Genomic DNA, 22,490 nt, shown 5'->3' with positions numbered 1-22,490 from the left:
ACCTCCGAAATAACTTGCTGTTTTCCAAAGCGTTGCCGGAATGTTTGAATGTGTCAAGATGAAGCTGCCGCTTCCAGCCGCGCCACTTCGTCACGAATTCCTGCGGTCAGCGCAGTTGCAAACCGGTTCAGGCGCTCGTTTCGCTGATCCCCTTGATGTCGGACCAGATGAAAACTCCGGGTCAGACTGACATGATCCGTCAGGATTTTCCGCAGGTTTGGATGGAATGGCAGCGTGAAATCGTGGGCCACACAAACTCCAGAGCCCAAGGCAACCTGGCGCAACTGGACCGATACGGAATTCGATGCAAGTGCGACACGGTCAACCCCAAGATCGACCAGATAGTCGAGTTCCCGATCGAAGATCATGTCCGGGATATAACCGATCATCCGATGCCCTTTCAGTGCTTCGGGCGTTGGGATCGCGGGCCGCGCGGAAAGATATTCGTCACTGGCAACCAGATGCAACCGGTAGTCGGTGATTTTCTGAACCAGCACCCGGCCTGCCGTCGGCGCGCTGACGGTCACAGCCATATCCGCCTCGCGTCGGGACAGGTTGATGACACGGGGCAAGGCGAGGATCTGGATATCCAGATCGGGATTGGCATCGCAGATTTGCGCGCAAACCTGTGGCAGCAGATAGTTGGCGCAACCATCGGGGGCCCCGATCCTGATCTGTCCACTTAACGTTTTGGACGACCCCGCCATAGCCCCGGCTGCAGCGCGCATCGCCTCTTCCGCTTTTAACCCGTGATCCATCAGGCGTTCTCCGGCTGAGGTCAGAACATAGCCTTGCTGAGATTTGGTGAATAAAGGCGCGTTCAGCGAAGCCTCAAGCCGAGCAATCCGTCTGCCCACTGTCGCGGGGTCGATCTTAAGTTGCCGACCTGCGGCAGACAGGCTTTCTTCGCGCGCAACCGCCAGAAACACCCGCATATCATCCCAATTCGGCGTCACCGCATACTCTTTGCATTTTTGCAAAACATATTTGAGACATTGCCTCTGTTCACGCGATTTTTGCAAGCCTATTGTGCGCGCAAAGATAACGGAGGAATTCGCAATGTCCGAACTGTCCCATTTCATCAACGGCGAGAACGTGTCCGGCACGTCTGGTCGCTTTGACGACGTCTTCAACCCTGCTACGGGTGAAGTTCAATACATATGCCCGATGGCCAATGCGGCCGAGACCACGGCTGCCATCGAAAGCGCCGCCGCTGCGCAACCCGCGTGGGGAGCCACTAACCCGCAAAAACGCGCGCGGGTGATGATGGCCATGGTTGGCCTAATGAACCGCGACATGGACAAGCTGGCCGAGGCGCTTAGCCGCGAGCACGGTAAGACTATTCCTGACGCCAAAGGCGACCTTCAACGCGGCCTGGAAGTGATCGAATATTGCATCGGCGCACCACAGATGCTGAAGGGCGAATACACCGATAGCGCAGGCCCCGGCATCGACATGTATTCCATGCGCCAGCCGCTGGGCGTTGTGGCGTCGATCATGCCGTTCAATTTCCCCGCCATGATGCCGCTGTGGCACGTGGGCCCGGCGCTGGCCTGCGGCAATGCCGTGGTTCTGAAACCGTCCGAACGTGACCCCTCGGTCCCGCTGATGCTGGCGGAACTGTTTGTCGAGGCTGGTCTGCCCAAGGGCGTGTTCCAAGTGGTCAATGGCGACAAAGAGGCCGTGGATACCCTGCTGGACAGCGAGATCATTCAGGGCGTCTCTTTCGTGGGTTCGACCCCGATTGCGCAGTACATCTATTCCCGCGCCACGGCGAATGGCAAACGTGCACAGTGCTTTGGCGGTGCCAAGAACCACATGATCGTCATGCCCGACGCGGATTTGGATCAAGCCGCCGACGCTCTGGTCGGTGCCGGGTTTGGCGCGGCTGGCGAACGCTGCATGGCAGTTTCGGTCGCAGTTCCTGTGGGTGAGGAAACCGCCGATGCGCTGATCGAAAAGCTGGTGCCGCGCATCGAAAAGTTGAAAGTCGGCCCCTATACAGCAGGCGATGACGTGGACATGGGCCCCGTCGTCACCGGAGCCGCGAAAGAGCGTATCCTGGGCCTGATCAACTCGGGCATCGAACAAGGCGCAGAACTGGTCGTCGACAACCGCGACTTCAGCCTACAGGGCTATGAGGACGGCTTCTTTGTCGGCCCACACCTGTTCGACCGCGTGACCCCGGATATGGACATCTACAAGCAAGAGATCTTTGGTCCGGTCCTGTCGACCGTTCGCGCGGGATCTTATGAAGAAGCGCTGAAACTGGCGATGGACCATGAATATGGCAACGGCACCGCGATCTTCACCCGTGACGGTGATACCGCCCGCGACTTCGCCAGCCGTGTGAACATCGGTATGGTGGGCGTCAACGTTCCGATCCCAGTTCCGCTGGCCTATCACACCTTTGGCGGCTGGAAAAAATCCATGTTTGGCGACCTAAACCAGCACGGCCCGGACAGCTTCAAATTCTATACCCGGACCAAAACGGTCACCGCGCGCTGGCCCTCGGGTATCAAAGAAGGCGGCGAATTTAACTTCAAAGCCATGGACTGAATGCCACGTAGTTTTTGAATCGGCCCCTTCGGGGGCCGTTTTTTTTCGGCAACGGTCTGCCGAATTCCGGCCGAAGCGCCGATTTCACGATAAATTCAGGCCAAGATGTCTGGAAATATGCATCGAACGCCAATATTTTAACGGCAAATTATTGATCGAGCAGTTCCTGAACCGGAGGCCAAATTGTCCAATTCCCGCTTGACCCGTCGCTCTGCCTTGCTGGGGGCAGCGTCCCTGTTGGCCACCCCTGCCCTTGTGCGCGCCCAAAGCTCTGACGCATTCCCGCAGAACGAAGACGCGATCAGCACGCAGCTTCCGGTGCGCCGTAACGTTTCGTCCTTCTCGCAGCAGAACTGGCAGGACCATTTTGATGAGCTGGGTGTTGGTGCTCTGTTGGCCGACATCACCAGCCGCGCGGTGCATTATTGGGGCCCGGACGGGACCTACAAACTGTATCCCAGCTCAGTCCCCATGAGTGAAGAGCTGACAAAGCGCGGCTATACCGAGGTTGTACGCAAACGCGAAAACCCAAGCTGGACACCGACTGCGTCGATGCGCGAGCGTGATCCTGATCTGCCGATTCGCATGGAAGGCGGTGAGCCGGGCAATCCGCTGGGCACGCGGGCTATGTATCTTGGCTGGCCTGCCTATCTGGTGCATGGCACCCATGATACCCGCAAGATTGGACGTCAAAGCTCGTCCGGCTGTATCGGGCTTTACAATCAGCATGTCGAGGAGCTCTATCCCCTCGTCCAGGTCGGAACCCAAGTTCGACTGGTTTGAAACACAAAACCCCGGCCGCAAGGACCGGGGTTTTTTCATGACTTTACAGCGCGTTATTCCGGCAGAATTACTGCGTCGACAACGTGGATCACACCGTTGCTGGTTTCAATGTCTGCCTGAATGACTTCGGCGTCGTTGACTTTAACCCCGCGCTTGGCGTTGACGCTCAGTCGATCACCTTGGACCGTTAGAACCTTTGCACGCTTACCAGCAATGTCACCGGACATAACCTTGGCCGGGACCACGTGATAGGTCAGAATTTCGACCAGTTGGTCCTTGTTCTCGGGCAGCAGAAGCGTTTCTACTGTGCCTTCGGGCAAGGCGGCAAATGCCTCATCTGTGGGGGCGAATACGGTGAACGGGCCGTCACCTTTCAACGTGTCGACCAGACCGGCAGCCTGAACAGCGGCAACAAGCGTTTCGAACGACCCGGCCGAAACGGCGGTGTCCACGATGTCGGCGGCTTGCGCCTTGACCGGCAGTGTCAGGGCAAGTGCGGCTGCGGCACCCATCAGTGTTTGGCGGAACATGGCTGTATCTCCTCTCCAGCGTGTTATCGAAAGGGGTACGGGGCCTCAGCCGCAGCGGATCACTTTGAGTTCAATTTTCTTTGATCTGCACCCAGATACTTTGCGCACGACCATCGCCCAGGAACGGCAAAGACTCGACCGCATCAGGACGATCCTGTTGCAGGTAATACCCCGGCCAAAGCATTGAAAACGCGCCAGATTGCAGCAAAGCGTGCAGCATGTACTGCTCGCCCCAACCGGGGCAGTCATAGAAGAATCGCTTGGGATATTCGTAGGGCAAAAAAACATCGTGCACATGGATCACGACACCGGGTTTCAATGCAGGAATGATGCGACAGAACAGGTGTGCGACGTCATTGCTTATGCGTACGACGTGGCTGGAATCGATGAACAGGATGTCGCCCGCGTCCAACTGATCGAACAGCGCGGGGTCGACCTCTTCCAGCCGTTTCTGTTCGAAATGATCCACCACATGGGCGATGTCTGCACGCGGATAGGGGTCAATCGCGGTGATCTGCGTCTTGAGCCCGCCGTCGATGATCGCTTGCCGGGTCACGCGCGTTGAGTTGCCGCAGCCGACCTCTATCACCCTTCGAGGTTTGAACCGACGGATCATCAGGTACAAGGCATCGGCATCGGGGCTATCATAATAGCCATTGCCAATCCGATAGCCGGTTTGACTGCGCGCCGGGTCCTTCATCGCGGCCAGCGCATCGGCATGTTCGCCATATTCGGCCGCCAGCGGCGCGATATCGAACTCCTTCATCCCCGGCGACAAGGCATAGGCGGGTCGAGTCAAGCCTCCTGCCCTCTCAAACGCTTCAAGGCGGGCGCGTTCGTCATTTTCGGGGGCTTTGTCGATAAGTTTAACCCCAAGTTCCTCAAGGGCGTCGTTGATTTTTCGGAATTTCCTGGGTTTCACGCGAACGCTCCGGGGTTTGGACTGTTGACTGAAGGGTTCTTATCGCCGGCGCCGGGGGCTTCGCAAGCCAAACACTTGGCAAGACGATCATTTCCGTATTCACTGTTTGGAATAACCGACGAGGGCGACCATGCAGCAAGAATACACGCTGGGTATCGAGGAAGAGTATCTTCTGGTCAACCGCGACACATGCGAACTTGCCGAAGCGCCCGAGGCGTTGATGGAGGCTTGCCAGACCGACTTCCAAGGCCAAGTCAGCCCCGAATTCCTGCAATGTCAGATCGAGGTCGGCACCCGCCCCCATGCCACTATCGCCGCCGCACGAGAGGACCTGAAACGCCTACGGTCCTGCGTGGCCAAACGCGCGGCAGACTACAACCTCGCACCAATTGCGGTGTCGTGCCATCCGTTTGCCGACTGGAAGAGGCAGCACCACACGCGCAAGGAACGCTATGACGCGCTGCAACATGCTTTGGGCGGCGTGGCGAGGCGAATGCTGATCTGTGGGATGCATGTCCACATCGGGGTTCAAGACCCTGCCCTGCGTGCTGATCTGATGCCGCAACTGGCCTACTTCCTGCCTCATCTGCTGGCCTTGTCCACCTCATCCCCCTATTGGAACGGTGAGGATACGGGGCTGTCCTCATACCGTTTGACGGTCTTTGACAACCTTCCACGCACCGGGTTGCCCCCAGCCTTGGCCAGTTGGGACGAATATGAGCGCACCACCGGTATTCTGGTAGAGCTTGGCGTGATCGAGGACACGTCGAAAATCTGGTGGGACCTTAGGCCGTCGCACCGCTTCCCCACGCTTGAGACGCGGATCATGGATGTGCAACCGAGGCTTGAACACGCGCTGTCTCTTGCGGCGATGGTACAGGCCCTGACCCGAATGCTGTGCCGCCTGAAAGCGCGAAACCTGCGTTGGCGCAACTATGACCAGTTCCTGATCGGAGAAAACCGTTGGCGCGCACAGCGCTATGGCGTCGGCGAGGGCATGATCGACTTTGGCGACCGCTCGATCAAGCCCATGCCCGAACTGATGGGCGAACTGATGGGACTACTGGCCGAAGACACCGAGGCACTTGGTACAATGACCGAACTGGCGCGGTTGCAACAAATCGCGCAGAACGGAACATCGGCCACACGTCAGCGACGCGTTTATGCCGAGGCATCCGCCCGTGGCGAAGATCCGGGAAAAGCGGTTGTCCAACACCTGATCGAGGAATTTCACCACGACCTTTGACCCCTGCAAAGGATAAAGACGGGGAATTGCTGGCCGTGAAAAATTTCTGTAAGAATTAGGAAATAAACACTCGTTCAATTCATCCGACGGCGTGGGAGGGAAGCCATGGATTTCGCTTTGACCGAAGAGCAGACTGCGATCTTCGACATGGCCTATGAGTTCGGGCAGGAGAACATCGCTCCCTATGCTCGACAGTGGGAGGCCAAAGGCACCATCCCCAAAGAGTTGTGGCCACGTGTCGGAGAGCTTGGATTCGGCGGCCTCTATGTCTCGGAAGACAGCGGCGGGTCAGGCCTGTCGCGTCTGGATGCCACCATGGTGTTCGAGGCGTTGTCGATGGCCTGCCCATCCGTTGCAGCGTTTCTTTCGATTCACAACATGTGCGCGAAGATGCTGGACAGTTTTGCCGGGGATGCGCTGAAAGCGCGTATCATGCCCGATGTTCTCAGTTTGAATACCGTGCTTAGCTATTGCCTGACCGAACCGGGTTCGGGCTCGGATGCTGCTGCGCTGAAAACCCGCGCGGACCGCAGCAATGAAGGATACCTGCTGAACGGGACCAAGGCGTTCATCTCAGGAGGTGGTTATTCCGACGCCTATGTCTGCATGGTGCGCACGGGACAGGACGGTCCCAAGGGGATTTCAACGGTCTATGTCGAGGACGGCGCCCCCGGCCTGTCCTTCGGCGCTTTGGAGCAGAAGATGGGATGGAAAAGCCAACCCACGGCGCAGGTGCAGTTCGACGATTGCAAAATCCCGGCCGAAAACCTTGTTGGTGTCGAAGGCGACGGGTTCAAATACGCGATGATGGGCCTAGATGGCGGACGGCTTAACATCGCCTCATGCTCGTTAGGGGCCGCGCAAGCGGGGCTGAATATGACGTTGCAATATATGTCCGAGCGGCAGGCGTTCGGTCAGTCCATCGACCAGTTTCAGGCGCTGCAATTCCGTCTGGCCGATATGGAGATCGAGTTGCAGGCCGCGCGCACATTTTTGCGCCAAGCCGCGTGGAAATTGGATCAGGACGCGCCCGATGCCACCAAGTTCTGCGCCATGGCCAAGAAATTCGTGACCGAGACCGGATCGAAAGTGGTGGATCAGTGCCTGCAACTGCATGGCGGCTATGGCTACCTTGCAGACTACGGTATCGAGAAACTGGTCCGCGACTTGCGCGTGCATCAAATCCTGGAAGGAACGAATGAAATTATGCGCGTGATCGTGTCGCGCCAGATGCTGGCCAATCGCTGAGGGCGCTATGGCTGATATCGACATTCGAACAGCGGGCCGCGCCGGACGGATCACTCTGACCAGGCCCAAGGCCCTGAACGCGCTCAGCTATGACATGTGCATGGCCATCGACGCGGCGCTCCGCAACTGGCGCGAGGATGATGCGGTGCATCTGATCATCTTTGACGCCGAGGGCGACAAAGCCTTTTGCGCCGGGGGCGACATTGCCGAGCTTTACGAAACCGGCACCAAGGGCGATTTCGCATATGGTCAGACGTTCTGGCGGGATGAATACCGCCTGAATGCGCTGATCTTCGAATACCCCAAACCGGTCGTCAGTTTCCTGCAAGGATTTACCATGGGCGGCGGCGTTGGGATCGGATGTCACGGCAGCCATCGCGTCGTGGGCGAAAGCAGCCAGATCGCCCTGCCCGAATGCGGCATCGGTCTGGTGCCGGATGTGGGCAGTTCGCTGATGCTTGCGCTGGCCCCCGGTCGGGTGGGCGAATATCTGGGCATAACCGGCCACCGTATGGGTCCCGCCGACGCGATTTTCGCCGGATTCGCCGATCACTACATCCCGACCGTGCAATGGGCTGACCTGATCGACATGCTCGAAGCCTCGGGCGACGCAAGCCTGCTGGCCGCCCATGCCCAAGACGCCCCTGACGGCAAACTGGCCGCGCTACAAGACCAGATCAACATGCTTTTTGATGGTGAAGGGTTGCAGGACATCCTCAACACCCTGACCGCGTCAGACACGGATTTTGCGGCGAGCGCATTGCAAATGGTAAACCGAGGTTCGCCCCTTTCCATGGCCTGCTGTATCGAAATGCTGCACCGGCTGCGCGGGCCTAACCTGACCATTCGGAAAGCGCTGGAACATGAATTCCGCTTTACCTACCGCGCAAGCGAGCACGGAGATTTTCTGGAAGGTATCCGCGCACAGATTATCGACAAGGACCGCACACCCCGCTGGAAGCACCAAGACCGGACTGTCCCCATTGTCGAAGTGTCGCGGATGCTACAACCGCTGGGCAGCAATACGCTGACATTCGAGGAGGATTGAGGAATGAAGATCGGGTTTATCGGCCTTGGGAATATGGGCAATCCGATGGCTGCCAATTTGTCCAAGGCCGGGCACGAGGTTGCAGGCTTTGACATGGCAGACGTGGACGTTCCAGGCGTAGTTATGGCCGCTTCGGGGGCTGAAGCCGCCGTCGGTGCCGAGATCGTCATCACCATGCTGCCCAACGGCCAGATACTGCGTGCTGTCGCTGACCAGATCTTGCCCGCAATGGATTCGGGCGCGGTCTGGGTGGATTGCTCGACCGTAGATGTGGACAGTGCTCGCACAGTCGCAGACCAAGCCGCTCAAGTTGGCGTCTTGGCCGTGGATGCACCCGTGTCCGGAGGGATTGGCGGTGCCGCCGCTGGAACCCTGACCTTTATGGCAGGTGGCATTGAGGAGGCCTTTGCCAAGGCCGCCCCACTGTTCGACATCATGGGGCAAAAGGCCGTGCATTGCGGTGGCTCTGGTGCCGGTCAGGCCGCCAAGATCTGCAACAACATGATCCTCGGCGTCACTATGATCGCCACCTGCGAGGCGTTTGCGCTTGCTGACAAGCTGGGTCTGGACCGGCAAAAGATGTTCGACGTGGTCAGCACGTCCTCGGGCTATAGTTGGACGATGAACGCTTATTGCCCCGCGCCCGGTGTAGGACCTGCCAGCCCGGCGGACAACGATTACCAACCGGGCTTTGCGGCGGAACTGATGCTCAAGGACCTGCGCCTCAGCCAGCAAGCGGCCGAAAGCTCGGATGCTGATACTCCGATGGGACAGGCGGCCACTGCGCTTTATGAGCAGTTTGTCGAGGCCGAGAACGGGCTGGGCAAGGACTTTTCTGCCATGCTGCCCCGGTTCGAAAAACGCGGACGCGGATGATATTATCCCGTGGGCGGGTATCTGCCCGCGGGGTTGACCGCCGACCTTCGGACCGCCATCTATCGAGTCAGAGCAGTTTTGTGTCGGAGATCACGATGTCACGCGTTTTGGCAGTTTTGTTAACAGTTTCCACTCTGGTGGCCGCTCCTGCGGCGGTGATGGCAGGCAATGGTAAAGGCAACGGCAAGACTACGGACAACGTTTTTCGCATCCCTTCGCAACCTGTGATTCAGGTCAAGAACAAGGGTGGCCATTGCCCACCGGGTCTGGCCAAGAAAAACGTACCTTGCGTTCCGCCTGGCCAGGCCAAAAAACTGTATCGCAACGGCGAGTTCATCAATAACGACTACCGCTGGATCAATGACCCTTACCGTTATGGTCTAGATCGCGGTTCGTATATCCGAGCTGGCGATTACGTTTACCGGGTCGACCCCGAAACGCGCAAAGTGCTGAACTTGATCGGCGCGGTCGTCGACATTCTGAACTAGGTCACACAACCTCAACGATAGCACCCAATTTTTGACGCAATTCTGCGTCATCACGATTCTCGTTGTTGCGAGGATTGAATATGTATAGTGACGGTGCGATTTTTGAGTTCCGCGGCCCGTGGAACGTACCCATTCAATTGAACCAGAGCCTGATTTTACTGGTTCTGATCATCGTCGGATTCAGCTTCGACCCCGGGACCCTGCCCTATGCGCTTGGATTCGTGGGTATTTTGCTGGGCTCGATCCTGCTGCACGAACTCGGGCACGCTTGGGGTTGTTTGATCCAGGGCGTCCCCGTCAACCGCGTCGTCCTTTATTGCGGTGGCGGATTTTGCGAACATCGCCGCTCGACCTCGTCATACGAGGATGAGTTGATCGTGGCCATGGGGCCAATAGTGAACCTGACCCTTTGGGCGGTGTGTTCACTGGTCGAGCCCTTCGTTTCCTCTCCCGCGCTGGGTTGGGTTTTGGTCGTGACCGCACAATTGAACCTGTGGCTGGCGATTTTCAACATGCTGCCATTGATGCCGCTGGATGGTGGACGGCTGTTCCACGCAATGCTGAACCGCATGGTGAAACCCGTAACAGCGACCCGCATTGCCGGATTTGTCGGACTGATTGGCGTCGCCATGTGGCTGCCGATGATGGTGCTTGCCTATGTGAATTTCGGCTTTGTGTTCCTTTTCTTCCCACCATTACTGCGCCACTGGCATATGCTGCGATACGCGCAGTATTGACGCTATTCCGCCGCTACCTGTTCAGAGTTCAGCATCTGATTCAGGTATCGTCCAGTATGGCTGCGCTCGACGGCGGCCACATCTTCAGGCGTGCCGGTGGCGACGATCTCACCACCGCCATCGCCACCTTCGGGGCCGATGTCGATGATATGGTCAGCGGTTTTTACCACATCCAGATTGTGCTCGATCACAACGACCGTATTGCCCTGATCGACCAATTCATGGAGCACTTCCAACAGCTTGCGCACGTCTTCAAAATGCAGACCCGTCGTTGGTTCATCCAGAATATACAGCGTCCGCCCAGTCGAGCGTTTGGACAATTCCTTGGACAATTTCACCCGCTGCGCCTCGCCCCCGGACAAGGTCGTGGCCTGCTGCCCAACCTTGATATAGCCCAGCCCAACACGCGCCAGCGCATCCATCTTATCGCGGATTGAAGGCACGGCCTTAAAGAACTCCTGCGCGTCTTCTACAGTCATATCAAGGACATCGGCGATGGACTTGCCCTTGAATTTGATCTCCAATGTTTCGCGATTGTAGCGCGCACCCTTGCAGGTTTCGCAGGTGACATAGACGTCAGGCAGAAAGTGCATCTCGATCTTGATGACGCCGTCACCCTGACACGCCTCGCACCGGCCGCCCTTGACATTAAAGCTAAACCGCCCCGGCTTGTACCCTCGCGCCTTGGCTTCCGGCAGACCGGCAAACCAGTCGCGGATCGGAGTGAAAGCTCCGGTGTAAGTTGCTGGATTCGAACGCGGAGTCCTCCCAATTGGGCGTTGGTCAATGTCGATCACCTTGTCCAGATGCTCCAGACCCTTGATCGTCTCACAGGGCGCAGGCGTCTGCCGCGCGCCGTTCAATCGCATCGAGGCGGTTTTGAACAGTGTCTCAATCGTCAAAGTCGACTTGCCGCCACCCGATACACCGGTCACACAAACGAACTTACCCAGCGGAAATTCTGCCGTGACGTTTTTCAGGTTATTCCCGGTGGCTTTGACGACCTTCAGCTTTTTCTTGTTCCCTTTGCGCCGGTCAGTCGGCACAGCAATCTCTCGCGTGCCCGACAGGTATTGCCCGGTCATCGATGCCGCATCGGCCGCGATATGCTCTGGCGTTCCATGGCTGACCACCTGCCCGCCATGCACACCGGCACCGGGGCCAATATCGAACACGTAATCAGCCTCGCGGATCGCTTCTTCGTCATGTTCGACCACGATCACCGTATTGCCCTGATCGCGCAGATTCTTGAGCGTCCCCAGCAGCCGGTCATTATCCCGCTGATGCAACCCGATCGAAGGCTCGTCCAACACATATAACACGCCCGTCAGGCCCGACCCAATCTGGCTGGCCAACCGGATACGCTGGCTTTCGCCACCGGACAACGTTCCACTAGAACGAGACAGCGTAAGATATTCCAAACCCACATTATTCAGGAAGCCGAGGCGCTCGCGAATCTCTTTCAGAATCGCCCGAGCAATCTCATTCTTTTGTACGCTCAGATGGTTCGGGGCGTCCTCAACCCAGGCCAAGGCCTCACGGATCGACATCTGAACCACCTGCCCCACATGCAGACCCGCGATCTTGACGGCCAAAGCTTCGGGTCGCAGACGGTAGCCTTCACAGGCCCCGCAAGGACGGTTGTTCTGATAACGCTCGAATTCTTCCCGAATCCAGGCGCTGTCGGTTTCGCGATAGCGGCGTTCCATATTCGGAATAACGCCCTCAAAGCTGCGTGTCACCTGATAGACTCGCCCGCCCTCATCATAACGGAACTGGATTTCCTCATCACCAGAGCCGCGCAGGAATACCTGTTGCACCTTGGCGGGAAGGTCTTTCCACGGGGTGTTCTTGTCGAACTCAAAATGCCGCGCAATGGCTTCGATGGTTTGCAAAAAATATGGCGACTTACCCTTGCGCCACGGGGCCAAGGCACCGTCATACAGTTTGAGCGTCTGGTCCGGCACCACGAGGCGTTCGTCAAAGAACAGCTCGACCCCTAACCCGTCGCAATCCGGGCACGCCCCAAATGGCGCGTTGAAAGAAAACAGGCGTGGTTCGATCTCGGGGATGGTGAAGCCGCTGACTGGGCAGGCAAAATTCTCGCTGAAGGTGATACGTTCCGGGTCGCCCTCCTTCGGGGCGGTTTCCAGAATCGCGATGCCATCCGCCAAATCCAAAGCGGTGCGCAGGCTGTCGGCCAGCCGAGTCTCCATCCCTTCACGCACAACAAGGCGGTCTACGACCACGTCGATGTCATGGCGGAATTTCTTGTCTAAAGTGGGCGGGGTATCGAGCTCATAGAACTCGCCATCCACTTTGACACGTTGAAAACCTTGTTTGCGCAGTTCAAGGAACTCTTTCTTATATTCCCCCTTCCGGTCGCGTACGATGGGGGCCAGCAAGTAGCCGCGCGTGCCCTCCTCCATCGTCATGATCCGGTCGACCATGTCCTGCACCTGTTGCGCCTCAATCGGCTGGCCGGTGGCGGGGCTAAAGGGCGTACCTGCGCGGGCAAACAAAAGGCGTAGGTAGTCGTAGATCTCGGTCACGGTCCCCACGGTCGAGCGCGGGTTTTTCGACGTCGTCTTCTGTTCAATCGAGATCGCTGGAGACAGCCCACTGATGTGATCCACATCGGGCTTTTCCATCATGTCCAGAAACTGCCGCGCATAAGCCGACAGGCTTTCGACATAGCGACGCTGACCCTCGGCATAGATCGTATCAAAGGCCAGCGACGACTTGCCCGAACCAGATAGCCCCGTGATCACCACAAGCTGATCCCGCGGAATATCCACATCAATGCTTTTGAGGTTATGTTCGCGCGCGCCGCGCACCTCGATATTCTTCAGTTCAGCCATTCTTGGCCCCCTACACGCAAGTGACCTAGAAATAGGCGAGCAGCACTGAGTCTCCAACAGAAAAATTAGAACAAAGTGTGAACTTACGGATTATTGCCGATCACTCCTGACAAAACATGTGCGTCGGCGCGCAATGTGCTGAATGTTTAAAGTTCTGACTGAGATTTGAGAAATAAATGGCGCGGTTGACGGGGCTCGAACCCGCGACCCCCGGCGTGACAGGCCGGTACTCTAACCAACTGAGCTACAACCGCGCATCTATTTTTACGGCCTTTAACCTGGACCAAGGAGTGCAGCGATGGCGCGGTTGACGGGGCTCGAACCCGCGACCCCCGGCGTGACAGGCCGGTACTCTAACCAACTGAGCTACAACCGCCCGCTGCACGTTCGTTGCTGAACGTTTGGGTGTATTATGGCTCCGCTCGGGCAGCGTCAAGCGGCGTTTTGAAGTTTTTTCCGAATTCGGAAATTTTACCTTCGCCGAAGATCTCGGATCAACGTGTCATCACCGGTCTTGACGATAGATCAGCCAACAACGCAAGTGGATCAAGTAGCAGGTGTTTTCGCCACAACCAAAAACTGTGTCAGCTTCGCCACATCGCACCTAATTCAACTGTGCCAGATACACTTTCCGCTCTAGCCCGATTAAGTCCGCAATTGCTCAGAAGGTCTCAAGAAGACCCTATTGCACAACGAAAAGAAAACGGAGCATAAACGTGAAAAAGTTGTTTATTAGCAGCGCTTTGTCAGCGGCAACCCTGACTGGTGCAGCACAAGCTGTCGAATTTTCCGGCGGATATTTGAATCTGGATTATTCTACGTTCACAGACACCGACTTCGGTGACGCCTACAACCTGAACGGTTCTGGAGAATTGGCATTTAACCGCGCATTCAGCACACAGCTAGATCTTGGCGTCCAGCGATTTCAGGACCTAAGCGAGACCGCAACGAACTGGACCTTGCACGGCAACTGGCACACCGCCAACAACGCGTCTTTCGGCCTGTTTTACGGCCAGGAAGACCTGGACGAAGCCGATTTCGAATTCTACGGTCTGGAAGCCGGATTTGATGCCGGACCCGCAGAGATCGAAGGTTATCTTGGGCGACAAGATCTGACAAATGCCTCGGATCTGGATGGCACGCTATTTGGTATTTCGGCAAAAACCGAATTAGCTGATGCATGGGAACTGAACGCGAGCTTTGACATCGTTGACAACTTTGCAGGTGCACTGGACTACAACCTGTTTGCCATTGGCGCCTCTTATGCGGCTGCGGACAATGCCGAAGTCTACGGCAATGTCGGTGTTGCCCATATTTCGTCCCCATTGGTGTCCGGTAGCGAAAACGAAGCATATGTCAGCTTCGGCGTCCGTGTGAACTTTGGCAACGAGCGCGGCACCACCTTCGGTCAGCGTGGCGTTCTGTCCAGACTGCCAGGTTTGCCGGGTCTATGAGGACATTTTCCCCTCGGGGCGCGCCTCAGGGGGGACTTTGGTGCCGGGGTTAGAAAAACGAATCCCGGCTCTTGCGGCGGGCCAAGACTCACTGTAAGACGCCGCCTTACGGGTGATTAGCTCAGTGGTAGAGCGCTTCGTTCACATCGAAGATGTCAGGAGTTCAAATCTCTTATCACCCACCATTTTCCCCTAAAACTTGGTGGTTCCTTGCGTCCCAATTCTTTGGGTAGTCGCATGAAAAAGGGCGAGGTTGAAACCCCGCCCATTTTGATCATTCAATCCGAACTCAGTGCGTTCTGGCAGACGCTGCCGAACTTTCCGCGGCTTTCGCAGCCGCTGCTGCGGCCTCCTCGGCTGCTTCGTCCCATTCGATGGGTTCAGGCTCGCTAATCAGCGCCTGCTTCAGAACCTCGGACACATGCGTGACCGGGATGATCTCCAGCCCTTCCTTCACGTTATCCGGGATGTCGGCCAGATCCTTTTCATTTTCCTCGGGGATCAGGACAGTCTTGATGCCACCACGCAGGGCCGCCAGCAGTTTTTCCTTGAGCCCACCGATCGGCATCGCGTTGCCGCGCAGCGAAACCTCGCCCGTCATGGCGATATCCTTGCGAACCGGAATACCGGTCAGCACCGACACGATCGAAGTCACCATCGCCAGACCGGCCGAAGGGCCATCCTTTGGCGTTGCGCCATCCGGAACGTGGACGTGAATGTCCAGCGTGTCGAATTTCGTCGGCTTCACCCCGATCTGAGGCGAGATTGACCGCACATAGGACGATGCCGCGTCGATGGATTCCTTCATCACATCGCCCAGCTTACCGGTGGTCTTCATCCGCCCCTTGCCGGGCAGTTTCAGCGCTTCGATATGCAGCAGATCGCCCCCGACCGAGGTATAAGCCAGACCAGTCACAACACCGACCTGATCGTCCTGTTCGGCCAGACCATAGCGGTATTTGGGCACGCCCAGGAAATCATCCAGATTGTCGGGCGTCACCGTGACCGACTCGGCCTCTTTCTTAATGATCTTGGTCAGCGATTTCCGGGCAACCTTGGCGATCTCTCGTTCCAAGTTCCGCACGCCCGCTTCCCGGGTATAGGTGCGGATGATGGATTGCAGCGCATCATCGGTCAGCTCAAATTCCTTGGCCTTGAGGCCATGGTTTTTAACCTGCTTGCTGATCAGGTGCTGCTTGGCTATCTCGGATTTCTCTTCCTCGGTATAGCCAGCCAGCGGGATGATCTCCATCCGGTCCAGCAGAGGCCCGGGCATATTATAGCTGTTCGACGTGGTTAGAAACATCACGTTGGACAGGTCATATTCGACCTCCAAGTAGTGGTCCATGAACGTACTGTTCTGTTCCGGGTCCAGCACTTCAAGCATGGCCGAAGCCGGGTCGCCACGGAAATCCTGCCCCATCTTGTCGATCTCATCGAGCAAAATCAGCGGGTTCGTGGTCTTTGCCTTTTTCAGCGACTGGATGATCTTGCCGGGCATCGAACCGATATAGGTCCGACGGTGGCCGCGGATCTCAGATTCGTCACGCACGCCACCCAACGAGATGCGAATGAACTCGCGCCCCGTGGCTTTGGCAACCGACTTACCCAGCGAGGTTTTACCCACACCCGGAGGGCCGACAAGGCACAGGATCGGGCCTTTCAGCTTTTTCGAGCGCTGTTGAACCGCCAGATACTCGACGATCCGTTCCTTGACCTTCTCAAGCCCATAGTGATCGGCATCCAAAATGTCCTGGGCACGGCCCAGATCCTTTTTGACGCGGGATTTGGTGCCCCACGGCAGCGACAGAATCCAGTCCAGATAGTTGCGCACAACGGTGGCCTCGGCCGACATGGGTGACATATTCTTGAGCTTCTTCAGCTCACCCTCGGCCTTTTCGCGCGCTTCTTTCGACAGCTTGGTCTCGGCGATTTTCTCTTCCAGTTCAGCAACTTCGTTGCCGCCGTCCTCGCCATCGCCAAGTTCCTTCTGAATGGCCTTCATTTGCTCATTCAGGTAGTACTCGCGCTGCGTCTTCTCCATCTGGGATTTGACGCGGGTCTTGATCTTTTTTTCAACCTGCAGAACCGACATCTCGCCCTGCATGAGGCCATAGACCTTTTCCAGCCGCTCACTAACCGAGAGCGTCTCAAGCAGTTCCTGCTTTTGCTCAACCTCGATGCCAAGATGGCCCGAAACCAGGTCGGCCAGCTTGGCAGGTTCGGTGGTTTCACCAACGGCGGTCAGCGCTTCTTCGGGGATGTTCTTGCGGACTTTGGCGTAACGCTCGAACTCATCTGCGACGGTGCGCAGCAGCGCCTCGGTCGTCGTCACGTCGCCCGGAATTTCGGTCAGATATTCAGCGCGGGCCTCGAAAAAATCGTCATTTTCCAGAAAATCGGTGATCTGCACGCGCGCCTGCCCTTCGACCAGCACTTTGACAGTGCCATCGGGCAGTTTCAGCAGTTGCAGCACATTTGCCAGTACGCCCGACCGGTAAATCCCGTCGATTGCGGGATCGTCCTCACCCGGATCAATCTGGCTGGACAGCAGAATCTGCTTGTCGTCCTGCATCACTTCTTCAAGCGCGCGGACGGATTTTTCCCGTCCCACGAACAGCGGCACGATCATATGTGGAAACACCACAATGTCGCGCAACGGCAGTACTGGGTACGAGGAATTCAGAGGCTCTTGCATGCTCTATCCTTATCATTGGCAAGACGGCTCCGGTCCCTGTGTCAGGCAACACTCGGCCATCTCCTGTTTGGATGGTTAAGGTGGGGTTATAGACCCCTCTTTTCAACCTTACCTTTGCGTCTAGTACAATGGCCTGAAGACTATACCACTACAAGGCTAGAAAAACGCATTCGGAACAGTTTCATCGATTGGTGCAAGTACGTTGTAATGCCACATCGTGGGCTTCAAACAACAGCTAAACAACATTTTTTTGAATTCACTCAAAATATTGGGAAAACGATTTATCGTGAAGCACAACTCCCGCACTTCAAAAACGAGACATTCTGGCATGAGCACGCAAAAAAAAATCTCCGCAGCAGAAGACGACCACAAGCACTATCTAGAGGTTCGAGACTCCGAATATGTGGAGCTCTTGGCTTATGCTGCAAAGAGCTCAGGACGATCAGTCATGAAAACTCAGCTCGACTTCAACAAAGTGTCAAAGGTACCCGGACGGTTGAACATGGTCGAGTATGTGCGAAATGGTCTTCACCACATAGATCGCTACACCGATTCGGAACGTGCGGCGTTTATCTCGAATGACCTTCACTGGCCAATTACCCACAAGTGTAACCACAATGGGTGGAGTGCCGCTGCTGAAGACAAAGTTGTAGCTTACACACTACTTGAGGCTGCCGGTGTTCCAGTTCCTAAAACTTTGGCTGTTATAGATAAATCCAACAGAATCTACCCAAGGTTGAAGACCATAGCAACGGCAGAGCAATTGCGGGATGTTCTACTTGAGAACCTTGGTTCAGGATTGTTCGGTAAGATCACTGAGGGCATGGTGAGTTTTGGTGCTTTTTTGGTAAAAGATGCAAATGAAACAACCATCGTATGTGAAGGACGAGACCCGGTTTCATACGAAACATTTTTAGCCGAGATCGTCGGCGATAACTCTTATGTGCTGCAGTCTGTCATTCAAAATCATCCGGACATTTCCCAATATGCATCGGCTCTCGCAACAGTCCGCATGGTCAATCTTGTACGAGAAAACGACGTCTATTGCCCTATGGCGATTATTAAGATTCCTCAAGGAGATAACATTGCCGACGCATTCTGGAGACCCGGGAACATTGCGTGCTCAGTTAATGTAGAAACTGGGAAAATAGAAACGGTAGCGCGGCGGGCGGACAAGGAAGTCGAATTTCTGGACGATCATCCAGAAGTCAAAGGACTGATGGGGTTGCAACTCCCATTCTGGCGCGAATTGGTTGAAGTTAATGAGCGCGCAGCCAGAACCTTTGCACCTATTCGCTACCAGTCAACGGATATCTCGATAACTGAAAGTGGGCCGGTCGTCGTCGAATTGAACTATGGTGGTGGGTTCGATCTACCTCAGTACGCCAGTGGGCGTGGAATGTTGACTTCTGAAGTTAGAGAGTTTTTCGAAGGTTTTGGTTGGGACTTCAACGAACAGCCAAAGAAGAAGTTTTGGCCGTTTCGGCGATAGACAAACGACCTAAACCGCTTATTTCACATCGGTTCGATATCGCCCTGTGCGCGTTGGGCATGGAATTGATTTTGCCATGCCTCAAAGGTTCCCGCCGCAATCGCGTCGCGCATACCCTGCATGATTTCCTGAAAATAATGCAGGTTGTGCCAAGTCAGCAGCATCCCCGAGATCATCTCGTTCGCGCGGAATACATGGTGCAAATAGGCGCGGGAGTAGTTTGAACAGGCCGGACAGGTACACTGCTCATCCAGCGGGCGCGGGTCATCCGCATGGCGGGCGTTTTTAATATTGACCACGCCATAGCGGGTGAAAACCTGCCCTGTGCGCCCTGAACGCGAAGGCAAAACACAATCCATCATGTCGATGCCGCGCGCAACGGCGCCTACGATGTCGTCGGGCTTGCCCACTCCCATCAGATAGCGTGGCTTATCGGTGGGCAGCATATCAGGCGCGAAATCCAGAACGCTGAACATGGCCTCTTGGCCTTCGCCGACGGCCAGTCCGCCGACCGCATAGCCTTCGAACCCGATCTCTTTTAAGGCTTCGGCGGATTCTTCGCGGAAATCGTGTTCTAGTCCACCTTGCTGAATACCAAACAAAGCGTGGCCCGGACGGTCGCCGAACGCATCGCGCGACCTGCGCGCCCATCGCATCGACAGTCGCATCGATTCAGCAATCCGGTCCCGGTCCGCGGGTAAGGCCGGGCATTCGTCGAAACACATAACGATATCCGAACCCAGCAGGCGCTGGATTTCCATTGACCGCTCTGGCGTCAGCTCATGCTTGGAGCCGTCGATATGCGATTTGAAGGTCACGCCCTTTTCGGTCAGTTTTCGAAGCCCGGCCAGGGACATAACCTGAAACCCACCCGAGTCTGTCAGGATCGGACGTTCCCAGTTCATAAACTTGTGCAAACCACCCAGACGGTCAATCCGCTCTGCCGTCGGGCGCAGCATCAAGTGATAGGTGTTGCCCAACAGGATATCGGCCCCGGTTGCGCGCACGCTTTCGGGCATCATCGCCTTGACCGTCGCCGCCGTTCCGACAGGCATAAAAGCGGGCGTCCGAACCTCGCCGCGCGGTGTGCGGATCACGCCGGCTCTCGCCTTTCCGTCGGTGGCTTTCAGGTCAAAAGAAAAACGTTCGGTCATAGGGGGCCTCGGGGTCGCTGAACCGGGCAGGATTTGCCCGATCTGCCCGTCCTTTGCAACCCGTCAGGGCAATGAAGCGACCCGTTGGGTAAAGAGATCGACCACCCCTGCCCCGTCGACATCGCAGCACACGTGCACGACGGGACGCGAAGGATCAGGGCGGGTCAGGCCAATCTCGGGGCCGTCCGCAACAACCTGCAACCCGGTTTCCACCATTGTGAACATGTCCGCATGGGTACAGGCGATCACAGCTGTCGAATCGTGCAGCCCGCAACCCTCAAGCCCACCAACATCCTTGTAGAACTTCAGATAAAACTTCGAGATATCGCGCAGGAACCCACCCATATCTGCGGATTGTTCCGCGAGGCCGTCAAAATCGGCCCCTTCGTAGAGGGTCCTGAGCGTCACATCCAAGCCAACAACCATCGTCGTAGGAGGGTTGGCAAAAACCTCATCGGCGGCAAGAGGGTCATGGTAGATATTCGCCTCGGCATGCGGGGTAATGTTACCAGGGCAATAAACAGCACCGCCCATGATGACCAAGCGGGCGATGTTCTGGGCAAATTCCGGGTCCAGACGCAGTGCAGCGGCGATATTAGTTAAGGGACCGACGGCGCAGACCACCAGTTCGCCCTTATGCACGCGGGCCATTTCAACCAGGTATTCGGCAGCGGACAGGCTGTGATTGCTCCCGATCTGAGGGATGTCGGTGACATCTCCAAACCCCTCAGGCCCATGAACATGCTCAGACGGCGCATGTGTGTCCGCCCCCTGCGCCACGGGTGCGCCTTCTGCGACCGGGGCGTTTATGCCCAGTTTATCTAACAAAAACCGCGCGTTCCGGCTGGATTGATGCACATGGGTGTTGCCGAAAACCGTGGTCAGGCCAATCAGCTCAATCTCGGGGGCAGCAGCAGCATAGGCGATGGCCATTGCGTCATCAATGCCGGGGTCAGTGTCTATAATCAGTTTCATGTTTGCCCGATAGCGCAATCGGCAAGGGATGCAAAGTGGTCACAGACAGGCCTCCGCCCCCCTTATCAGCTTATTCAATGATTTGATTCCGCGCCCCTTCTCGGGATAGCTGAGTTGAAATTGGGCGAGTCAATCCCCAAATGTATACTATAGTACACAATACCGAGAGGACAGTTATATGGAAGAACAGATTATTGGATTGATTTCATCCAACATCATTTTCCTGCTGGGCGCGGCGCTGATCGTCGTCGTCATTTTCAAGGGCATAAAGATTGTGCCTCAATCCGAGAAGTTCGTGATTGAACGGTTCGGGCGCCTTCATTCGGTCCTTGGACCGGGGATCAACTTTATCGTTCCGTTTCTGGACGTTGCACGCCACAAAATATCCATTCTGGAGCGTCAGTTGCCCAACGCGACTCAGGACGCGATCACTAAAGACAACGTGCTGGTGCAGATCGACACCTCGGTCTTTTACCGCATTCTTGAACCGGAAAAGACGGTCTATCGTATCCGTGACGTAGATGGCGCGATTGCCACCACCGTGGCCGGTATCGTCCGCGCCGAGATCGGCAAAATGGACCTGGATGAGGTACAGTCGAACCGTGCGCAGCTGATTACCCGTATTCAGGAAAGCGTGGAAACCGCCGTGGATGACTGGGGTATCGAGGTGACTCGGGCCGAGATTTTAGACGTTAACCTGGATCAGGCCACCCGCGACGCAATGTTGCAGCAGCTGAACGCCGAACGCGCCCGTCGCGCGCAGGTGACTGAGGCCGAGGGTCAGAAACGCGCCGTTGAACTGAACGCCGATGCCGAGCTATATGCGGCTGAACAAACCGCCAAAGCCCGCCGTATTGAGGCCGAGGCCGAAGCCTATGCAACAGGCGTGGTCGCCAAAGCTATTCAGGATAACGGGATCGAGGCCGCTCAGTATCAGGTCGCATTGAAACAGGTCGAGGCCCTGAACGCACTTGGCGCAGGCAATGGCTCACAAACCATCGTGGTGCCCGCGAATGCGCTCGAGGCGTTTGGCGATGCCTTCAAAATGTTGAAAGGAGGCCGGTAATGGCCGATCCGTTCTGGTTGACATGGTGGATTTGGTTGGCGGGGGCTTTGGCCCTCGGCATCCTCGAGATTGTGCTGCCGGGGTTCATCTTTCTGGGCTTCGCAATCGGCGCGGCGATCACTGGGCTGTTGCTGGTCATTCCCGGGGTCGCACCGTCCCTGCCGGTTTTGCTGCTGATCTTTGCAGCTTTGTCCTTGGTGGCGTGGCTGGTGTTGCGGCGGATGTTCGCCCTGCCCCATGGTCAGGTGAAGACCTTCCGGCATGATATAAACGAATGAATCGCTCGGCGCCCGATAAGGGCGCCACGGCACCACTGGACGCTGCCCGTGGCTTTCCCTATATAAAAGCTCAGG

At 56.5% G+C, this 22,490-nt stretch carries 19 protein-coding genes and 3 tRNA genes; 13 read left to right on the top strand and 9 right to left on the bottom strand.

Features of this window, described 5'->3' with window-relative positions; genetic code table 11:
• Positions 1-53 precede the first annotated feature (53 nt).
• On the bottom strand, positions 54-956 hold the full coding sequence (locus ACR0C5_RS00230) for a LysR family transcriptional regulator (RefSeq protein ID WP_170769644.1): 903 nt from the start codon (positions 954-956) through the stop codon (positions 54-56).
• Between the two features lie 103 nt (positions 957-1,059).
• Between ACR0C5_RS00230 and ACR0C5_RS00225 the strand changes: the two genes are divergently transcribed.
• On the top strand, positions 1,060-2,559 hold the full coding sequence (locus ACR0C5_RS00225) for a CoA-acylating methylmalonate-semialdehyde dehydrogenase (protein ID WP_480552072.1): 1,500 nt from the start codon (positions 1,060-1,062) through the stop codon (positions 2,557-2,559).
• 183 nt (positions 2,560-2,742) lie between these two features.
• Positions 2,743-3,342 (top strand): L,D-transpeptidase, encoded by a 600-nt coding sequence (locus tag ACR0C5_RS00220; protein ID WP_170769642.1) that lies wholly within the window; start codon positions 2,743-2,745, stop codon positions 3,340-3,342.
• A 53-nt stretch (positions 3,343-3,395) separates the two neighbouring features.
• Here the strand turns inward: ACR0C5_RS00220 and ACR0C5_RS00215 are convergent, their stop codons facing one another.
• Positions 3,396-3,872 (bottom strand): fasciclin domain-containing protein, encoded by a 477-nt coding sequence (locus ACR0C5_RS00215; protein WP_170786627.1) that lies wholly within the window; start codon positions 3,870-3,872, stop codon positions 3,396-3,398.
• A gap of 70 nt (positions 3,873-3,942) precedes the next feature.
• Complete coding sequence (locus ACR0C5_RS00210; protein WP_480873679.1) at positions 3,943-4,794, bottom strand: class I SAM-dependent methyltransferase; 852 nt, start codon at positions 4,792-4,794, stop codon at positions 3,943-3,945.
• Positions 4,795-4,924: 130 nt separating this feature from the next.
• Between ACR0C5_RS00210 and ACR0C5_RS00205 the strand changes: the two genes are divergently transcribed.
• The 6 genes from ACR0C5_RS00205 to ACR0C5_RS00180 all read left to right on the top strand — a co-directional run bounded on the left by ACR0C5_RS00205 (position 4,925) and on the right by ACR0C5_RS00180 (position 10,437).
• Positions 4,925-6,040 (top strand): carboxylate-amine ligase, encoded by a 1,116-nt coding sequence (locus ACR0C5_RS00205; RefSeq protein WP_480873676.1) that lies wholly within the window; start codon positions 4,925-4,927, stop codon positions 6,038-6,040.
• Between the two features lie 105 nt (positions 6,041-6,145).
• Positions 6,146-7,288 carry an acyl-CoA dehydrogenase family protein gene (locus ACR0C5_RS00200; protein WP_480873675.1) on the top strand — a complete coding sequence of 381 codons (1,143 nt, stop codon included), beginning with the start codon at positions 6,146-6,148 and terminating at the stop codon, positions 7,286-7,288.
• A 7-nt stretch (positions 7,289-7,295) separates the two neighbouring features.
• Positions 7,296-8,336 (top strand): enoyl-CoA hydratase/isomerase family protein, encoded by a 1,041-nt coding sequence (locus ACR0C5_RS00195; protein ID WP_480873672.1) that lies wholly within the window; start codon positions 7,296-7,298, stop codon positions 8,334-8,336.
• 3 nt (positions 8,337-8,339) lie between these two features.
• Positions 8,340-9,212 (top strand): 3-hydroxyisobutyrate dehydrogenase, encoded by an 873-nt coding sequence (gene mmsB, locus ACR0C5_RS00190; protein ID WP_480873670.1) that lies wholly within the window; start codon positions 8,340-8,342, stop codon positions 9,210-9,212.
• A 95-nt stretch (positions 9,213-9,307) separates the two neighbouring features.
• Positions 9,308-9,700: a hypothetical protein gene (locus ACR0C5_RS00185; RefSeq protein ID WP_480873667.1), complete on the top strand. Its 393-nt coding sequence runs from the start codon at positions 9,308-9,310 to the stop codon at positions 9,698-9,700.
• Between the two features lie 80 nt (positions 9,701-9,780).
• Positions 9,781-10,437 (top strand): site-2 protease family protein, encoded by a 657-nt coding sequence (locus tag ACR0C5_RS00180; RefSeq protein ID WP_480873664.1) that lies wholly within the window; start codon positions 9,781-9,783, stop codon positions 10,435-10,437.
• Between the two features lie 2 nt (positions 10,438-10,439).
• Here ACR0C5_RS00180 and uvrA read toward each other — a convergent pair whose 3' ends face one another.
• The 3 genes from uvrA to ACR0C5_RS00165 form a co-directional block, all read right to left on the bottom strand.
• On the bottom strand, positions 10,440-13,298 hold the full coding sequence (gene uvrA / locus ACR0C5_RS00175) for an excinuclease ABC subunit UvrA (RefSeq protein WP_170786610.1): 2,859 nt from the start codon (positions 13,296-13,298) through the stop codon (positions 10,440-10,442).
• A gap of 177 nt (positions 13,299-13,475) precedes the next feature.
• Positions 13,476-13,552: transfer RNA gene (locus tag ACR0C5_RS00170), tRNA-Asp, on the bottom strand.
• A gap of 45 nt (positions 13,553-13,597) precedes the next feature.
• Positions 13,598-13,674 (bottom strand) — tRNA-Asp (locus ACR0C5_RS00165).
• 340 nt (positions 13,675-14,014) lie between these two features.
• Here ACR0C5_RS00165 and ACR0C5_RS00160 point away from each other — a divergent pair.
• Positions 14,015-14,752 (top strand): porin, encoded by a 738-nt coding sequence (locus ACR0C5_RS00160; RefSeq protein WP_480873661.1) that lies wholly within the window; start codon positions 14,015-14,017, stop codon positions 14,750-14,752.
• 110 nt (positions 14,753-14,862) lie between these two features.
• Positions 14,863-14,937, top strand: a tRNA-Val gene (locus ACR0C5_RS00155).
• Between the two features lie 104 nt (positions 14,938-15,041).
• Here ACR0C5_RS00155 and lon read toward each other — a convergent pair.
• The gene (gene lon / locus ACR0C5_RS00150; protein ID WP_170791742.1) at positions 15,042-17,450 is read right to left on the bottom strand and encodes an endopeptidase La; all 2,409 of its coding nucleotides are present in this window, start codon (positions 17,448-17,450) and stop codon (positions 15,042-15,044) included.
• Positions 17,451-17,778: 328 nt separating this feature from the next.
• On the opposite strand from lon, the gene ACR0C5_RS00145 reads away from it, so the two are divergent.
• On the top strand, positions 17,779-18,942 hold the full coding sequence (locus ACR0C5_RS00145) for a sugar-transfer associated ATP-grasp domain-containing protein (protein ID WP_170769630.1): 1,164 nt from the start codon (positions 17,779-17,781) through the stop codon (positions 18,940-18,942).
• 23 nt (positions 18,943-18,965) lie between these two features.
• On the opposite strand, the gene tgt is transcribed toward ACR0C5_RS00145, so the two are convergent.
• Both tgt and ACR0C5_RS00135 read right to left on the bottom strand, forming a co-directional pair.
• Complete coding sequence (tgt, locus tag ACR0C5_RS00140) at positions 18,966-20,096, bottom strand: tRNA guanosine(34) transglycosylase Tgt (RefSeq protein WP_480873657.1); 1,131 nt, start codon at positions 20,094-20,096, stop codon at positions 18,966-18,968.
• 63 nt (positions 20,097-20,159) lie between these two features.
• Positions 20,160-21,071 (bottom strand): nucleoside hydrolase, encoded by a 912-nt coding sequence (locus tag ACR0C5_RS00135; RefSeq protein ID WP_480873655.1) that lies wholly within the window; start codon positions 21,069-21,071, stop codon positions 20,160-20,162.
• Between the two features lie 178 nt (positions 21,072-21,249).
• Here ACR0C5_RS00135 and ACR0C5_RS00130 point away from each other — a divergent pair, with 178 nt between their 5' ends.
• Positions 21,250-22,137: an SPFH domain-containing protein gene (locus tag ACR0C5_RS00130; protein WP_170791738.1), complete on the top strand. Its 888-nt coding sequence runs from the start codon at positions 21,250-21,252 to the stop codon at positions 22,135-22,137.
• A complete protein-coding gene (locus ACR0C5_RS00125; protein ID WP_170769626.1) occupies positions 22,137-22,415 on the top strand; it encodes an NfeD family protein in 279 nt (92 codons plus the stop codon). The genes ACR0C5_RS00130 and ACR0C5_RS00125 overlap by 1 nt, the downstream gene beginning before the upstream one ends.
• Positions 22,416-22,490 lie beyond the last annotated feature (75 nt).

The sequence above is a fragment of the Ruegeria sp. N8 genome, from assembly GCF_056531325.1.
The sequence above is the reverse complement of the archived record's forward strand: the minus strand, read 5'-3'. Positions and strand labels throughout refer to the sequence as shown.